The following is a 16,321-nucleotide window of genomic DNA, read 5'->3' on the forward strand; positions in this document are numbered from 1 at the left end:
GAATGAAAAGCTAAGAGGTTTTATAGACTTATCTCAATTGTCCGGAAGCTTTTATACCATATTTGTAATAGTCTCCAAAGAATTACAGATAGGATAATCCATTTATAAGTATTGGATTATTTTTCTGTTGATGTTTACACAAGATGTATGTATAATTTAAATCGTAATCATTACGATTTAAATTGGAGGTTTCATAATGAAAATTGCATTTACAAAGAAGGTAGGTATATTAACTATTAGTTCAATGTTGGTATTAGTAGGCTGTCAGACTTCAGGTTCATCTAAAAAGCAAGAGCAAACATCTGAAAGTCATACGCATGAAAATGAACACGATTACAGTCATAATCATAGTCATGCTCATGATAAAGAAACAGAAAAAATTTATGAAGGGTATTTCGAAGACAACCAAGTGAAGGATCGATCACTCTCCGATTGGAAAGGAGATTGGCAATCTGTATATCCATATTTACAAGATGGAACGCTTGATGAGGTATTTGCTTATAAAGCGAAACATAAAGGTAAAATGACAGCTAAAGAATATAAGGATTATTATAATGAAGGGTATCAAACAGATGTTAACCGTATCGTGATTCAAGGGAATACTGTAACATTCTACAAAAACAAAGAGGAGAATTCTGGTGAGTATATCTATGATGGGTACGAAATTCTGACATATGATGCAGGGAATAGAGGTGTAAGATACATATTTAAACTAGCAGAAAAAACAGATGGAGTTCCTCAGTATATCCAATTTAGTGATCATGGTATTCAGCCGAATAAAGCTGGTCACTACCACTTGTATTGGGGTGACAATCGTGAAGCTTTATTGGATGAAGTCATACACTGGCCTACCTACTATCCATCAGATATGGATGGACATGATATTGCCCATGAGATGATGGAGCATTAAATTAGGAGTCAAGATGATCTGACCTTTCGTAAGAAAGGGGAATTAATATGTTGGTGAGTACAACATTGTTTGTAATCTAGTTGCTTTAGTATAAAAGGATAAGATGTGACGCTGTATGATGCGATGAAAGTCGTACGTACAATGTTAAGCGTGGGAAGAGGTGGAGATAACTTCAAAGGCTTACCTATCGTAACGAATGGAAGAAACCTTTTTGAAAAGGTCCTTTTGTGAGGGTAAGTCCTTTTCAAAAAGGCTAGTAACAAAGTTTACGTTGAGGCTACTTATTATAATACAAGATATTACTTATTGCTTCTATATGTTTAATGTTGAAAAATTTATGTTCTTAATAAAAACTTCATTTTATAATAATTAAAACATAAAACACGAGCACTTCGGAAAGTGCTCGTCTGTAAAGACTATCCATTCTAAAAAGAAAGGATACAACATATCATATAAATTTATTTTTACTTAAGTGTGTATCTTTTGTAAAAAACTACATTTTGCACAACAAAGCAGCTAGCTTAATTGGCTAACTGCCTGTTGTACAAAAGAAAATTAGGCCCTACAAGTAAATGATATGTAACTTTAAGTTACGATTATAGTATGAATCGAATTTAAAATGTTATTCGAGAACAACTTAATAAAAACTTTATTTTACAAAATACTTCCATAAGCAAAAATCTTTGTTTTTCCACTTTGTAGTGTTTTCATGTGCCCACTCCTTATATATTAAAATATTTCAAGCTCCATTTATTATAAAAATTCCTGATTTTGAATAAGAATTTTCAAAATCAGGAATCATACAAAAACTATATTATTTTACAATCAGTACAGGACATTGAACCCTTTTAGCTACTTTATGGCTCACACTTCCTAGTACCATTTCTTGCAACGCATTGAGTCCACGACTGCCAGGTACCACTAATTCAAAATGTCCTTTATTCGCATGCTCTACAATGGTTGGTCCTGGTTCACCATGTAATATTTTAACTTCATAAGAAATACGATTTGCTTTTAATTTTTCCTCAATAGGTAAAAGTCTCTTACGACGGGATAACTCTAATTCTTCTTTCCTTTGTGCATGAATAACTTCATTCTTTGCTTTTGCATAATCAACTACTAATACAATTTCAACTGTACATTCATTAGCTAAAGATGCAATTTTTATCGCTTCTTGTGTAGCACGTAAGGAATGTTCAGAACCATCTACAGCTAATAGGATTTTTTTATACATATTTTCCACTCCTAATCATGAATTAATGTGAAGAAGCTTTTCTATTTGGGTTATTATATACAGCTAATTTTTCTACCACTGTTTTATACACCTCATATCATTTATTTTGTGGCTTTTAAGTCTCATAAAAGCCGTGTTCACGATTTAATAAAAACAGTCTAACACTTATCGTCCCAAAAAGGAACCTTTTTGATACTAATATTACAACTCCAAGTTATGGTATGATAAAAGAAACATCTAAATTGTTAGGAGAGCATGTATGTTAATCGGATATATGAGACCATATCAAGATGACTTGAAATGTGAAGAACAACTCAAAAGCTTAGAGAAATATAATTGTACGATGATTATCTCAGAGGAACATTCATTGGCAAAAAAAAGAGTACAACTTAAAAATATGATAGATAACCTAAAACAAGATGATAAAATTGTTGTTACAAAACTTTTCACATTAGCTGATTCAACACGTCATCTTGTTGAGTTATTACAAGTCATTGATAATAAAGGTGCTTACATTTACTTTGTTCAAGAAGATATTGATACCAGTAATGCAAATGGGTATCATTTTGGAGATGTTGTAAAACATCTTGTGGATTTTCAAAGTGATGTAATTAGTGAAAAAACGAAGAAAGGCTTGTATGAAGCGAAACAAAAGGGAGTTACAGCAGGGCGGCCTAGAAAGCCTGATGAGAATGTGAAACGTGCTATTGTTATGTATCAAAGTGGTGACTATAGTTTAGCTGAAATACGAGAAGAAACTGGAATAAGTAAATCAACTTTATATAGATATTTGGAAAATTAAATAAAAAAAGCTTTTATTCGATAAGCAAATTTTAACCAAAAAGTCACTTTTCTGTACTCTTAGGAAAGTGACTTTTTGATTATCTTTGAATGTATTATGGTAAGGATGAATGCTTAAATAATACGGATACACCAAGTTCCAGGAGTTTTTGTATGCATTAAACATCAAGCACCTTTAATGAAACATCCGGTTAATATTAAGAATTTTAAGTCTCATAATTTTATTTATCCTAGCTTAAAGGATAGAAATAGCGATGAAATATTCTTGGAAAGTGAAATTATAGATGAATTAATAGGAATTGCAGAAGATGTAAAGTATTTATTGGATAAAAACTTTGCATCCTTTTCACAAGATTTTTATGTTAAAAAATATGAAACACTTTTGAAAGTTAACGGGATTGGATATCCCGTGCTAAAAAGACATCAGCGACTAAGTGAGTTGCTTCAAGACCATTATTCACAAAAACTATTAAGGATGTTAGAATCAACATTTCAAATAGATGAAAGATTATCATGGATAAATTATATTTTAAGTCATAGTAGTATCCAATTTTGTCATCCAATTAGACACATTGAATATTGTTTGACCTAATATCGTTGCAACAAACGCTAAGCCAATAAAGCACAACCAAGTTTGCGTAGCGTAATGGATGAAAGATTCTTGCTGCATGTAAGCAAATATACCAAGAAAACAGGCGCTACTTCCATAACTAATTACCGAATATGGTATAAGTGATACATCTTTACGAACATGTTGGCTAATGAAAAAGTAAGCTGTAATAATTCCGGCCGCAATAAACGCTAAAATATCTCCGTATAAAGCTTCTCCGCTAATTTGGAAGTCTTGCCATCCAATGATGATACTTCCTGAAATAGCGATGAGGCAACCAATAACTGCGCCTTTCGTAAATCTCTCCTTAAATAGAAAGTAACCGCCAACCATCGAAAATAAAGGTTGTAGCGTTACGATTACTGTAGAACTTGCTACAGAAGTATATTGTAAGGATTCAAACCAAAGTACATAATGTGCAGCTAAAAATAATCCAGATATGAATCCGAATATCCATTGTCTTCTTGTTACGGATTTTAGCTCGCTTCGATTATTTTTATTAAAAAGTAACAGGGGTAACAGAATTAGTGCAGCAAAGAATAATCGATAAAAAGCAATGATAGCCGCAGGAGCATCGGCTAATTTTACAAAAATCGCTGAAGTTGATAAGGCGAATACGCCGAAAAATAAGATGAAATATGAATAAATAGGTGATTTCACAGTTTGTTCCTCCGATACAATGTTTATTATAATGAACTTAATACGATATAATGTACAAAAGTAAGTATATAAGTCCTTGAGGCGATAGGAAAGGATTATTTGTCTTTGTTTACTATGTCAGCACAAAGGCAATGAAAGATGCAATATGATGGACGAAAGGAAGTTTTTACTATGATACATGATAGAATCGGCAAACTGTATTAAGTTATCGTAAGAAAAATAAGATGACAATTCGAGAATTTGCTAATTATGCAGGGATTAGTACTTCATTAATTAGTCAAATTGAACGAGGAAATGCGAATCCTTCTTTAAGTGTATTGGAATTAATTGCGAAAGCATTAAATGTTCCACTATTTACACTTTTTATTAATGAGATTGATACAGATTCTCTCATATCTAAGAAAAAAGATCGAAAAAAAGTATATCGAGAAAATAATGATCACATTGTATATGATGTATTAACACCGGATTTTATGAAGGCGCGTATTGAAATGTTAATGATGTATTTAAATAAACAAGCAAAAACAACGGAAAGTCACTATTCACATGAAGATAAGGAAGAGATTGCTGTTGTTATGAAAGGGGAAGTGTATGTGGAGTTAGAAGGAAAAGAGTATTATTTAGAAGAAGGTGATGTTGTACGTATTCCGCCAAATGTGAAACATCGTTTTTTAAATAAAAGTGATGAATCTAATCATATTTTATTTGTATTGACGCCATCTTTAGGATGAGTATAAAGTGATGGGGGATAAAAATATGGAAAATAATACTATTTTAAGAGAGGGCCTTTCAATTATTTCACAATGTAAAAGACAAACAAATGATATTTGGCATGCACATTTCGGAGCAGCTGCAATTGCTAGTTATTTTTTCATAAAAGATAATTATATGGAAGAAATAACTCGTAATATGTATTCCCAAACAAAAATAATGCTGATCAAGAAAAATCTAGGTGAAGTCATCGATAAAAAAGAAGAAATTGATTTTCAAAGTGCTGAAAGAATGATTATAAAATCATTGGAACAAACAATTGATGAACTTTATTGGGTGGGGCATAATGTCATTTATGCTGCATTAAGTTTATTAGCTATAAAAGAGTTACAAAAATGGGGAGATAATCAAGAAATTGAAGGGATTACTAATCTTATATTATCGTTTCGAAAAACAATTCCAGGCAGATCATGGATTGGTTTTACAACAAAGGAAGTAAAACAATTACATATAAATGATGAGATAGTAAATAAATTAAGAAATCCGAAACAATTATCTACATTTATTTTAAAGGAGCTCTCGCAATTTCATATTATTTATAGAGCGGAAGCGCACCATGATTTAATTGGTCATTTACTTACTTTTTCTCATGCAATAAATATAATGTATGACTTAGGGCATAGAGATATATTCCACCGAGCGTTGCGTCCACTGTTAAAGCTAGTATACGTGTTACGTGCTAGTCAAAATCTTATGCCGAATACTGAAATAAACTTGCACTCACCTATAGATCGTTTACCTTTAATCGAATCTAAACGTGCTCATATATTACCAACAGAAAATCAATTTTGGCTAAAAGACTATAGTGCATTTGATTGGGATTTCGGACATGTCTTTAAATTTTCATATAGTTACTTTGATCATATTAAAAGGGCTCCGAAATATAAAGATATAACATTGGAGAAATTCCGATTTATTATTAATACGTAATGATGTCTAATGAATTGTAAAAAAGGGATTAAATATTAAATTTCTTAGTTGATAGTATATTATTTTTATATTTGTAAGATTTTACATGCGTATTTTACTTTTACTAATTATGTAAATAGGCTATACTAAAATACATACATTTTAGTATTGGAGAGAGAAGTAAAACGACATGGAATTAGTGAAATTGGAAAAAGTCATTGAAATAAAGAAAGAAGAACTTTTATATTTAGTATCGGATTACGGAATTCAACATGAAAAAGTATTGGCATTAAGCCAAGAAATAGACAAATTAATTAATTACTTTATGTTTTTAAAATAAGAAGAACTATGACATGATTTGAAAATGTTATAGTTCTTTTTTATTTGAAAATTCAAATGTATATTCTATATACTGGTAATAGATAGAATATTCTGTTTCTGAGGAGGGGGATATATGATATTACATACGCACATTTCAGGTGAAGGGGAACCGATTGTACTTTTACATTCTGGTGGTATGACAGGTTTAGTAGAATATGAAGAGCAGGTAGCATTTTTTCGAGAAAAAAATTATCAAGTCATTCGTCCTGATTTAAGAGGGCATGGAAAGTCAGGGGGGACATTGGAGAATTATTTCCTAAGTTCCGTAAAGGATTTACATGATACGTTAGTACATTTACAAATTGATAGATGTCATATAGCTGGTGTTTCACTAGGAGGATTAGTCGCTTTACTATTTGCAAAAAAATATCCACATAGAGTGAGAACATTAACTTTTTCAGGTATTTTTCCAGTTAAGAGAGAAAATTGGGAGCAGTCTCAGGAGTATGAAGCGAATTGTCATCAGCAACTGATGGAAAATGAAGAAGTAGTAACGTATATGAACCAAATTCATGAAAAAAGTGATTGGAAAGCATTGCTTGAATCATGGCAAGTTAAAGATTGGTACCCATTCGAAGAAACTGGTGATGTAGCTAATCTTCAAGTACCTACACTTTGTATTGCTGGGGGAGATTTAGAAGATGAAGTTGTAGCTGCTACAACGTTCAAACAATTAAATAACAACATTCATATTGCTGTTATTCCGTTTGCTGGTCATTTAGTACATAATGATCAACCAGGAGTCTATTCGAATATATTGTCTAATTTCTTACAGAATGCGCAAGCTGCTAGTCGAATATAAGGACTTTTGGGTATAATAAGAAAGGAATTATTAATTGTATCGGTTAGGAGCGCAGCACATATGAAAACAGTTGTTGTTATCGGTGGAGGTATAACGGGACTTTCTACTATGTTTTATTTAGAAAAATTCAAAAAGGATAATAATATAGAATTAAATTTAATCCTTGTAGAAAAAGAAGAGTACTTAGGTGGTAAAATCCATAGTGTAGAAGAAAAGGATTTTATTATGGAATCAGGAGCGGATTCTATCGTTGCTCGCAATGAACATGTTATGCCACTTGTAAAAGATTTAAATTTAGAAGAAGAAATGGTATATAACGAAACGGGTATTTCTTACATATATTCTGATAATACTTTACATCCAATTCCTTCTGATACTATATTTGGGATACCGATGAGCGTCCAGTCATTATTTAGCAGTACGCTAGTATCAACGAAAGGGAAGATTGTTGCTTTAAAAGATTTCATAACGAAAAATAAAGAGTTTACGAAAGATACTTCACTTGCTGTATTTCTAGAAAGTTTTTTAGGGAAAGAGTTAGTGGAAAGACAAATCGCCCCAGTGCTTTCAGGTGTATATTCCGGTAAATTGAATGAACTTACTATGGCATCGACATTACCGTATTTACTGGATTATAAAAATAAATATGGAAGTATTATTAAAGGTTTTGAAGAGAATAAAAAACAGTTTCAATCAGTGGGGAACAAAAAGTTCGTATCATTTAAAGGTGGCCTATCTACGATTATTGACCGTTTAGAAGAAGTACTGACTGAGACAGTAGTTAAGAAAGGCGCTATAACGACAGCTGTAAGGAAACAAGGTGATCGCTATGAAATATCCTTTGCCAATCATGAATCAATCCAAGCTGATTATGTTGTTGTAGCAGCTCCGCATGATATCGCAGAAAATTTGTTGCAGTCTAATGAGTTAAATGAGCAGTTTCATACATTTAAAAACTCATCTCTTATAAGTATTTATTTAGGATTTGACATATTAGATGAACAATTACCGGCGGACGGTACAGGATTTATCGTAACGGAAAACAGTGATTTACATTGTGATGCTTGTACATGGACAAGCAGGAAGTGGAAACATACATCTGGAAAACAAAAGCTATTAGTACGAATGTTTTATAAAAGTACCAATCCAGTATATGAAACGATTAAAAATTATAGTGAAGAAGAATTAGTACGAGTTGCTTTATATGATATTGAAAAGAGTCTCGGAATTAAAGGTGAACCAGAAGTAGTTGAAGTTACAAATTGGAAAGATTTAATGCCGAAATATCATTTAGAACATAATCAAGCGGTTCAAACATTACAAGATAAAATGTCGGATTTTTATCCGAATGTATACTTAGCTGGTGCTTCATATTACGGTGTCGGAATTGGTGCGTGTATTGGAAATGGCAAGAACACTGCAAATGAAATAATTGCAACATTAAATGAACCGTCAAAATAGAATACATATATAAATAAAGCGTCCTTCCAATATTGGAGGGACGCTTTATTTATTTCACTTGAATGGAGATTTTTTTATTAGTTGTATTATTTTCAGTAATCGTTAATGTTATGTCCCCGGACTCTTTAAATGAATAGGAGGAGAGTTGATAAATTTCTTTTATACCGTGTTTCTCTTTTAATGTATTAGCAGGAAGTAACGTTATGTTCGGTTTCCATGATTCTTGTTTTCCTGAAGGATAGTTTACTATTATTTCTGGATTATTTAATTGCATTTGTTTCCAAGAAGCCAAATGTAGTTCAACTTCTGTATCTTTTTTTAGTAACTCTTCTGAGAAATATCCAAGCTCCCCAACATTACCGAAAACAGTAGAGTTTTGATTTTGTAGTGTGATATCTAAATGTTTAGGGTGATATGTTGCTGCGTGGTAGATTCCATAGGAAAGGGAAAGAGTTGCGGCGATTAAAATGGTGATTGAAAATGTTTTAAAGCTATTTCCTTTAAAACTAGTCATCATGAATGAGTTTGGAGCGAACTTTTTTGCGAATAAAAATATGAGTAATATGAGTAAGAGGGATAAACCGATGAATATATACATAGAAAATATACACCTCCATAACAAATTATGTTTTAACTATACTTTACCATAAATGTATGGGGGAGGGTGTTAATTTAGAAGGGAAAAGTGAGCAAGGAATCGAATTAATAAGACATATTATTAGGAGCGGAGTGATGGGAATAATACAATTAATTTTAAAACTAGAGAATACAGAGATAATCATAGTATTTTGATTGTCTCTTTATTTTTTCTAGTCCTATAAAAGTAAGAAGGGTTACTCTTAGTTCGTATTGAATTAAGAGAATAAGCTTCTCTTGAAATATTTGATTAATGGGACATTAAGGACTTTCCTAATTTAAAATATTTTTTCTGCTATAATGAATGAGTAGAAAGAAAGGAATGATTCTATGGCATTTCCTATATTAGAAACTGAACGTTTGCGTTTAGTTGAAATAGAACAATCTTATTGTCAAAAAATATATGAAATCTTTTCATTAGATGAGGTAACATGTTATTACGGTATGAATTCTTTTACGGAGTTTGGACAAGCTTCACGTATGATTGAATCTTTTTCAAAAAATTATTTCGAGAAAAAGGCGATACGATGGGGGATTGTATTAAAAGAAACAAATACTTTAGTAGGTACAATTGGGTTAAATAATTTACAACTATGGAGTAAACGATCTGAAATTGGATATGACTTACATCCTCGGTATTGGGGGAATGGTTATGCGTCAGAAGCGGCCAGGGAAATTATTCATTATGGATTTCAAGATTTAGGCTTATTTAGAATTGGAGCTATTACATACCCTGAAAATGTTACTTCTTGTAAAATGTTATCTAAAATAGGCTTTCATAAGGAAGGGTTATTACGTGGATATATTCATCAAGGAAATAAGCAACATGATGCACTGCTGTATTCTATAGTTCGAACGGATGTAGAAGAAATAAATTTATAACAAAAAACCCCTCTTTTAAAAGAGGGGTTAAGTAAAAGTTAACCTAACTTAGGTAATAAACGTTCTCCGCTTTTCATGCTACTTTTACATAAAGGGCATTTAGGCTCTTCTTCAAATGAAAAGTTCTTTCTCATCCATCCTAAACAATCCTCTGCTTCACATTCCCAAACAGGGGTTTGTTCTGGTGGTACTTCTGCTACATCGTTCTTTCGATTGCGATACATGTAACCACTCCTTTTATGTAAAAAATTTTAGTTATATATTAAAAAGGTTGTTAACCGTGCTGGTAACAACCTTTTTATTGTTTGAAATTATAGCTTTACAACGTTTTTAGCTTGAGGTCCACGGTTACCGTCTTCAACTTCGAAGCTAACTTCTTGACCTTCGTCAAGAGATTTGAAGCCGTCGCCAGTGATAGCTGAGAAGTGAACGAATACGTCGTTACCGCCTTCAACTTCGATGAAACCGAAACCTTTTTCGCTGTTAAACCATTTTACTTTACCTGTTAATGTCATGGTAATGCCTCCTAAAATTTAAAAAGATTACAATATGATCGGCCTTATTTGAATGAAAAATAAAAGTTCACATATTATCAAAAACCCATAAGGAGTATAAAATGTTCCTGATTGATACTTGATAATATGCAAAGAAAATATATTGTTAAATTGACCTTAATTACTATCTTACAACAAATGGTGGGAAATAGCAAGTGCTGGTAATACCCGTGAATAATCTTGGTGATAATAGTAAAACGCACAAAGTCATCTTTTTTATTTATATATTATGCCTAATTTGGTTTTAAGCTAAACAGAGAACATTTTTATTGAAAATTTGTATTAGAGAAACGATATATAGTATTGACATATTTTTTATGGAGGTGAGAATATTGCAATTTACTCAATTTAAAATAATTGAAGCAGCTAAAGAAGGAAGAAGAAAGGTTCATCCCGTATTCGCTGTTATACTTGCAATTGTATTTTTAACTTTAGGTGAATTGTTCATGTTATTTATGCTGTTTTTGCCGAAAGCAAAAACACTTTTAATGAAGGCAATTTATAGTGATATTGAGATGATATTGACGTTTGGCGGAGCTATATTTTTTGTTTTTTTATGGATTAGATTTGTAGAGAAAAGATCTATTTCATCCATTGGCTTTTGGAGAAACGAGTGGATTAGAAAATATTTGAAAGGTGCATTGTTAGGATTTGTTTTCATTTCAATACCAGTCCTGCTACTTTTAATAACAGGAAATGTACAACTAGAAATGCAAAGAATTACACCGACTGCCATACTTGGAATTGCAGGATCTTTAGTTGCTTTTTTAATACAAGGCGCAACAGAAGAAATCGTTGTTCGAGGCTGGTTATTTCCAGTCCTTTCTGTTAGAAGCCGTATATGGATCGGGATTGTTGTTACTTCTTTTTTATTTGGTTTTCTTCATTTACTAAATCCAGGTATTACAATTCTTTCAATATCGAATATAATATTAGTTGGTGTATTTGCAGCTTTTTACGTTTTGAAAGACAGTAGTCTTTGGGGGATATGTGCATGGCATTCCATTTGGAATTGGGCACAGTATAACGTATTTGGTTTTGCAGTTAGTGGAATGGCAATGTATTCTACACCACTTTTTAAACCTGTCACAAACGGATCGGAATTCCTTCATGGAGGTTCGTTCGGAATTGAAGGGAGTATCATAACGACAATATTGCTTTCGATTGCTTCAATTGTTTTATGGAGACAGTTATGGGGGAGAAAAGTGAAGTAAAGAGATTAACTTAATGAAAGTGGGAGAAATTATGGGGATTATAGCGTTTGAGGGAGCGAGTGCGGTTGGTAAAAGTACCACGTGTCGTGAGTTAGAAAAAAATTATGGTGCGTACATTATACCTGAAGTGAATGTATTATTTGAAAGACCAAAAAACGAACATAGAACATGGTATTTTGAAAAACAAGTAGAGCGCTGGAAAATAGCAGTGCAGAAGTCAGAGCAATATGAGTTAGTAATACTTGATGGCGATATTTATCAGCCACTTAGTTATAATTGGTGTTTCCATTTTGATATATTTGATCAGCCATTATCTTTAATAGAAAACTTTTATAAAGAAAAGCTGATCAATAAGGAAATTGGTTTTCCCAATCAATATTTTTACTTATATACAAATGATTAAGAACTGAGAAAACGGAAAGAATCTGACGAGACAAAAAGAAGAAGAAACTTTGAAAAACATTTACATATATCAAAATCGTTTCAACGTTATTATGAAAATTTAAATACCGTTACAGACGGGTACTGCAAAATGATTGAAGCGAAAAGTGTAAAATCGAATGAATTAGAAATTGTAAACAGTTTGAACTGTTTACATGTGTGTGAAGAGAGCCGTTTTGATGTTTCGAGGTTAGATGCGATTACGAAGTGGTTAAAAGAACAACGTGCATAAAAACAACGAGCGCCTTATAAGGCGCTCGTTGTTTCTTTATGTATTATATATTGAATTTAAAATTTGTAAGTTTGCTTTTTCATTTTTTTTAATAGCATTTGTATATTTAGCTAGAAGGAGCTGAGAAGGATAAACGGGTAGTTCCCCACAAATATCGATACCATAGACATTTTTATTCTTAATAAGAGAATGAATACATTTTAAAAGTGTAGAGAGTTTCATTTGCCCTTGATCCCAATTCGTAATAGTTACTTTTGAGTCTAAAACATCTTTATCGATGCTTACATATATAGTGTTTGTATGAATATGCGAAAGTATTGTATGTGTAGATACTTCGTTTGACGTATCTATTGGGAACACTACTACACATGAATAATCATTAGAATGAATTGTTAAAGAAGAAGGTCCAATAATAATTACTTTCTTTAATTTTGGGTTATTTTGAAGAGCGAAAGATACCCATGACCCGCAAGAAATAAGAGTATGTTCATTTTCTCCTTTTAAGTCCATGTCAGTGTGATGATCAAATAAAATAAGGGTAAATGGCTCAACTATTTCTTTTAGTAGTAAATAAGATACATAATGATAATTTCCAGAACCGATAAAAGTGACTCCTTTTTGCTTTCTACGGTTTAACTCCTGTTTTATCCGCATTAAAGAAGGAGGCTCGCAATACAGGTTTGCGTGCTCTAAATGACTAAAATCAATATCTTCATGTGAATAAGAATGAAGTTTATTTTGTAATAAATATGTATCATCAAAGTTTAAAAAAGTTAAACCGCTATACAATAAACTCATATTTATTCATCTCCTTTATATGTAGGCTAGCATATATTTTTATCAATTTAAAACGAAATGCTTAGAGGTGGATTTGTATTTGAAAAAGATGGGGAATTTTTACAGAATAATCTTTCAATTTATAAAGAAAAGAAATATAATATGAGGAAATATATATGTGGTTTAGAAAATAGAAAATATGAAAAGGGATATACGGGAGGAAACAAGTAAGATGAAAACATTATTTAAAATAATAGGTATTATAGCTGGTATGGCAGTAAGCGGCGTAGGTGTAACATATGGTATGCTGTATTATTTGAATAATAGTAAACCAGCTGCGAAAAAGGTATCACCAGCCGCGCCGGCTGCAGAAGTACTAGCTGATAGCAATGTAAAAGCTGAAGATGCAAAGCTTTTAGAAAATGGCAATCATTCATTACCGAATAGTGGTTTTAATAAAAAATTTAAATGGACAGATGAAAATATACAGACAGCATTACATGAAATGGCACATCAAAAAACGAAAGCTGATCAAAAGTGGGGTTATATTTTTATTACACAAGAACGAATTGAAAGTTTGCTTGATATTGTAAAGAGTAATGATCTTGTACAAGGAAATACATATGCAGACATTTTAGAGAGGTGGAAACAAGGGAAATATGAAAAGATGGACGCGGATCACAATAAGATTTGGAAACTACAAAGCGGGAATTTAGGCGAAGGTAAAGGAGTAATGTCAGAAGCGGAACAAAAAGAATTAATTAATCAAGTGTTTATGCAAAAAGGTACATATTCAGGAAGTAAATTAATTGCAGGTGGAGGACAGACTAATAAATAAGATAATGTTGGAGGAGAGTAATTGCTTTTTAGGCAGTTACTCTTTTTTGTGTGCACTTTTTAGTTTTTCTCTAGTAAGGAAAGAAACGATTGTAAAACGGGTGAAATCCATCTAGATTTATGATAGATTACATGGCTTTGAATAACTGCTGGTGTTTCAATAGGCTGAAAATAGAGTTGCTCTTTTTCACAACTTTCTTGTACAACGATGTAAGGAAGAATTGAAATTCCTAACTCACACATGACAGATTGTTTAATGACTTCAACATTGGAAGTTTCAAAGGTTTTAGCTGGAATATTTCCGCTTTGACGTAAAAACCGATCTACCATCGGTCTATAGCCGCAGCTTTGTTCTGTAAAGATAAATTGTGTATCATTTAGTAAACAAAATGGATTAGAGTGTGTAGCGTAATGGGGAGGTAAAATCCACCCAAATGCCTCATTACAAAAAGTACGCGTAATAAAATCATTATGTTCCATACTTTCTCCAATTATGAAAATAACATCTGATTCTCCTTCACGTAGCTTATTCATTGCTTGTTCGTTTGTAGTTGTTTCCAGTACGATATTTACTTTCGGATTCTCCTGTTTGTACATACGTAATAATTGTGGTAATCGGTACACGGCTAATGATTCGTTAGATGTAATCGTTAATGTTCCCTCTAAATTATCACCATTTTGAGGGATTTCTTGCGCTTTTTCATAAATAGCTAGTAATTCTAGAGCATAAGGATGAAATTGATGACCTGCTTTTGTAAGAAGTACTTTTTTCCCTAATCGATCAAAAAGAGGGAGGTGTAAATCGTTTTCTAATGCTTTCATATGCGCTGTTACAGTAGATTGCGCATAACCTAACGCATGAGCTGCTTTAGAAAAATTACCATACTTAACGATGGCACAAAAAGTTTTAACATGTCTCATTTCCATAAGCGATCCCTCTTTTATTATCATGATTTGTGAATGATTATATCACGTATTTCAATTTTCCAAATGATTAAATTCTTTATAAAATGAAATTATAGAAATATTCATTTAAGTTATATTGGAGGAGAAATGATGATCAAAAAGGGCTATCATGTAGCTGTAGTTGGTGCTACAGGTGCAGTAGGACAGAAAATTATTGAACTGTTAGAAAAAGAAACTAAATTTAATATAGTTGAAGTGACATTACTTTCGTCAAAACGATCCGCTGGCAAGGTAGTTCAATTCAAAGGACGAGAGATAATAATACAAGAGGCAAAAGCAACTAGCTTTGAAGGGGTAGATATTGCCTTTTTTAGTGCAGGAGGAGAAGTTTCTAAACGATTTGTTAATCATGCAGTGTCTAGTGGTGCAATCGTAATTGACAATACGAGTGAATACCGAATGGCGCGCGATGTACCACTCGTTGTTCCAGAAGTAAATCCGCACACATTAAAGGAGCATAACGGTATCATAGCAGTTCCGAATTGTTCAGCATTACAGATGGTAACAGCTCTTCAGCCAATACGAAAATCATTTGGTTTAGAACGAATTATCGTTTCAACGTATCAAGCTGTATCAGGATCAGGAATTCATGCAATTCAAGAATTAAAAGAACAGGCTAAGTCAATGCTTGCAGCTGAAGAGTTTAAGAGCACGATATTACCTGTGAAAAAAGATAAAAAGCATTATCCAATTGCGTTTAATGTACTGCCACAAGTAGATATATTTACAGATAATGATTATACATTTGAAGAAGTAAAAATGATTCAAGAAACGAAGAAAATTTTGGAGGATCAAAACTTGAAAATGGCAGCAACTTGTGTGCGTGTTCCAGTTGTTTCAGGACATTCAGAATCTGTTTATATTGAGCTTGAAAAAGAAGCGACCGTTGCAGAAATAAGAGAAGTACTGCTAGATGCACCAGGTGTTATATTACAAGATAATCCTAATGAACAGCTGTATCCAATGCCGTTATATGCAGAAGGGAAAATAGGCACATTTGTCGGGAGAATTAGAAAAGATCCTGATACGCCAAAAGGGTTCCATCTTTGGATTGTTTCCGATAATTTATTAAAAGGTGCTGCTTGGAACTCAGTTCAAATTGCAGAAACGTTGGTAGAGGAAGGGATTATATAGTAAATTAAAAAGCTAGGAAACTGTAAATAACAACAGTTTTCTAGTTTTTAATCTATAACTGTTTTTTATTCAATCCAAATTTGATTTGAAAGACAGTAAAAAACATCAA

17 protein-coding genes and 3 pseudogenes are annotated in these 16,321 nt (G+C 32.3%); 13 read left to right on the forward strand and 7 right to left on the reverse strand.

Translation table 11 applies throughout. The features are described 5' to 3' along the window. The first annotated feature begins 196 nt into the window (after nt 1-196). Nucleotides 197-910: a ZinT family metal-binding protein gene (locus tag AAG068_RS11870; protein ID WP_342719410.1), complete on the forward strand. Its 714-nt coding sequence runs from the start codon at nt 197-199 to the stop codon at nt 908-910. Nucleotides 911-1,724: 814 nt separating this feature from the next. On the opposite strand, the gene AAG068_RS11875 is transcribed toward AAG068_RS11870, so the two are convergent. Then, on the reverse strand, nt 1,725-2,144 hold the full coding sequence (locus AAG068_RS11875) for a universal stress protein (RefSeq protein WP_342719411.1): 420 nt from the start codon (nt 2,142-2,144) through the stop codon (nt 1,725-1,727). 259 nt (nt 2,145-2,403) lie between these two features. On the opposite strand from AAG068_RS11875, the gene AAG068_RS11880 reads away from it, so the two are divergent. Beyond that, complete coding sequence (locus tag AAG068_RS11880; RefSeq protein WP_342719412.1) at nt 2,404-2,946, forward strand: recombinase family protein; 543 nt, start codon at nt 2,404-2,406, stop codon at nt 2,944-2,946. 177 nt (nt 2,947-3,123) lie between these two features. Further along, entirely contained in the window at nt 3,124-3,537 is a 414-nt protein-coding gene (locus tag AAG068_RS11885; protein ID WP_342719413.1) for a TnsD family Tn7-like transposition protein, read from the forward strand. Here AAG068_RS11885 and AAG068_RS11890 read toward each other — a convergent pair. Then, nucleotides 3,478-4,215, reverse strand: a pseudogene (locus AAG068_RS11890) (DMT family transporter); the annotation flags it as partial. The gene AAG068_RS11885 and the pseudogene AAG068_RS11890 overlap by 60 nt on opposite strands. Nucleotides 4,216-4,353: 138 nt before the next feature. Between AAG068_RS11890 and AAG068_RS11895 the strand changes: the two are divergent. From AAG068_RS11895 to AAG068_RS11915, 5 genes and pseudogenes are all read left to right on the forward strand, one after another. Then, nucleotides 4,354-4,946: pseudogene (locus tag AAG068_RS11895) on the forward strand (helix-turn-helix domain-containing protein). 25 nt (nt 4,947-4,971) lie between these two features. After that, the gene (locus tag AAG068_RS11900) at nt 4,972-5,916 is read left to right on the forward strand and encodes a hypothetical protein (RefSeq protein WP_342719414.1); all 945 of its coding nucleotides are present in this window, start codon (nt 4,972-4,974) and stop codon (nt 5,914-5,916) included. A gap of 169 nt (nt 5,917-6,085) precedes the next feature. Continuing rightward, on the forward strand, nt 6,086-6,235 hold the full coding sequence (locus tag AAG068_RS11905) for an aspartyl-phosphate phosphatase Spo0E family protein (protein WP_000424361.1): 150 nt from the start codon (nt 6,086-6,088) through the stop codon (nt 6,233-6,235). A 114-nt stretch (nt 6,236-6,349) separates the two neighbouring features. After that, nucleotides 6,350-7,078: an alpha/beta fold hydrolase gene (locus tag AAG068_RS11910; protein ID WP_342719415.1), complete on the forward strand. Its 729-nt coding sequence runs from the start codon at nt 6,350-6,352 to the stop codon at nt 7,076-7,078. Between the two features lie 60 nt (nt 7,079-7,138). After that, nucleotides 7,139-8,539 carry a protoporphyrinogen oxidase gene (locus AAG068_RS11915; RefSeq protein ID WP_342719416.1) on the forward strand — a complete coding sequence of 467 codons (1,401 nt, stop codon included), beginning with the start codon at nt 7,139-7,141 and terminating at the stop codon, nt 8,537-8,539. A 49-nt stretch (nt 8,540-8,588) separates the two neighbouring features. Here the strand turns inward: AAG068_RS11915 and AAG068_RS11920 are convergent, their stop codons facing one another. Then, complete coding sequence (locus tag AAG068_RS11920; RefSeq protein ID WP_342719417.1) at nt 8,589-9,137, reverse strand: hypothetical protein; 549 nt, start codon at nt 9,135-9,137, stop codon at nt 8,589-8,591. 368 nt (nt 9,138-9,505) lie between these two features. Here AAG068_RS11920 and AAG068_RS11925 point away from each other — a divergent pair, with 368 nt between their 5' ends. Next, nucleotides 9,506-10,057 carry a GNAT family N-acetyltransferase gene (locus tag AAG068_RS11925; RefSeq protein ID WP_342719418.1) on the forward strand — a complete coding sequence of 184 codons (552 nt, stop codon included), beginning with the start codon at nt 9,506-9,508 and terminating at the stop codon, nt 10,055-10,057. A 38-nt stretch (nt 10,058-10,095) separates the two neighbouring features. Here AAG068_RS11925 and AAG068_RS11930 read toward each other — a convergent pair whose 3' ends face one another. Both AAG068_RS11930 and cspD read right to left on the reverse strand, forming a co-directional pair. Next, on the reverse strand, nt 10,096-10,281 hold the full coding sequence (locus AAG068_RS11930) for a cold-shock protein (RefSeq protein WP_000286198.1): 186 nt from the start codon (nt 10,279-10,281) through the stop codon (nt 10,096-10,098). A gap of 87 nt (nt 10,282-10,368) precedes the next feature. Continuing rightward, a complete protein-coding gene (cspD, locus tag AAG068_RS11935) occupies nt 10,369-10,572 on the reverse strand; it encodes a cold-shock protein CspD (RefSeq protein ID WP_000176368.1) in 204 nt (67 codons plus the stop codon). A 371-nt stretch (nt 10,573-10,943) separates the two neighbouring features. On the opposite strand from cspD, the gene AAG068_RS11940 reads away from it, so the two are divergent. Then, on the forward strand, nt 10,944-11,825 hold the full coding sequence (locus AAG068_RS11940; RefSeq protein ID WP_342719420.1) for a CPBP family intramembrane glutamic endopeptidase: 882 nt from the start codon (nt 10,944-10,946) through the stop codon (nt 11,823-11,825). 31 nt (nt 11,826-11,856) lie between these two features. Then, nucleotides 11,857-12,498, forward strand: a pseudogene (locus AAG068_RS11945) (chloramphenicol acetyltransferase). Nucleotides 12,499-12,534: 36 nt separating this feature from the next. Here AAG068_RS11945 and AAG068_RS11950 read toward each other — a convergent pair. Continuing rightward, nucleotides 12,535-13,296: an arginase family protein gene (locus AAG068_RS11950; RefSeq protein ID WP_342719421.1), complete on the reverse strand. Its 762-nt coding sequence runs from the start codon at nt 13,294-13,296 to the stop codon at nt 12,535-12,537. A gap of 211 nt (nt 13,297-13,507) precedes the next feature. Here AAG068_RS11950 and AAG068_RS11955 point away from each other — a divergent pair, with 211 nt between their 5' ends. Further along, nucleotides 13,508-14,113 carry a PRK06770 family protein gene (locus AAG068_RS11955; RefSeq protein WP_342719422.1) on the forward strand — a complete coding sequence of 202 codons (606 nt, stop codon included), beginning with the start codon at nt 13,508-13,510 and terminating at the stop codon, nt 14,111-14,113. Nucleotides 14,114-14,172: 59 nt separating this feature from the next. Here AAG068_RS11955 and AAG068_RS11960 read toward each other — a convergent pair whose 3' ends face one another. Continuing rightward, entirely contained in the window at nt 14,173-15,063 is an 891-nt protein-coding gene (locus tag AAG068_RS11960) for a LysR family transcriptional regulator (RefSeq protein ID WP_342719423.1), read from the reverse strand. A gap of 105 nt (nt 15,064-15,168) precedes the next feature. Between AAG068_RS11960 and AAG068_RS11965 the strand changes: the two genes are divergently transcribed. Continuing rightward, complete coding sequence (locus AAG068_RS11965; RefSeq protein ID WP_342719753.1) at nt 15,169-16,212, forward strand: aspartate-semialdehyde dehydrogenase; 1,044 nt, start codon at nt 15,169-15,171, stop codon at nt 16,210-16,212. The last annotated feature ends 109 nt before the right edge of the window (nt 16,213-16,321 follow it).

It is taken from the genome of Bacillus paramycoides (genome assembly GCF_038971285.1).
Taxonomy (GTDB): domain Bacteria; phylum Bacillota; class Bacilli; order Bacillales; family Bacillaceae_G; genus Bacillus_A.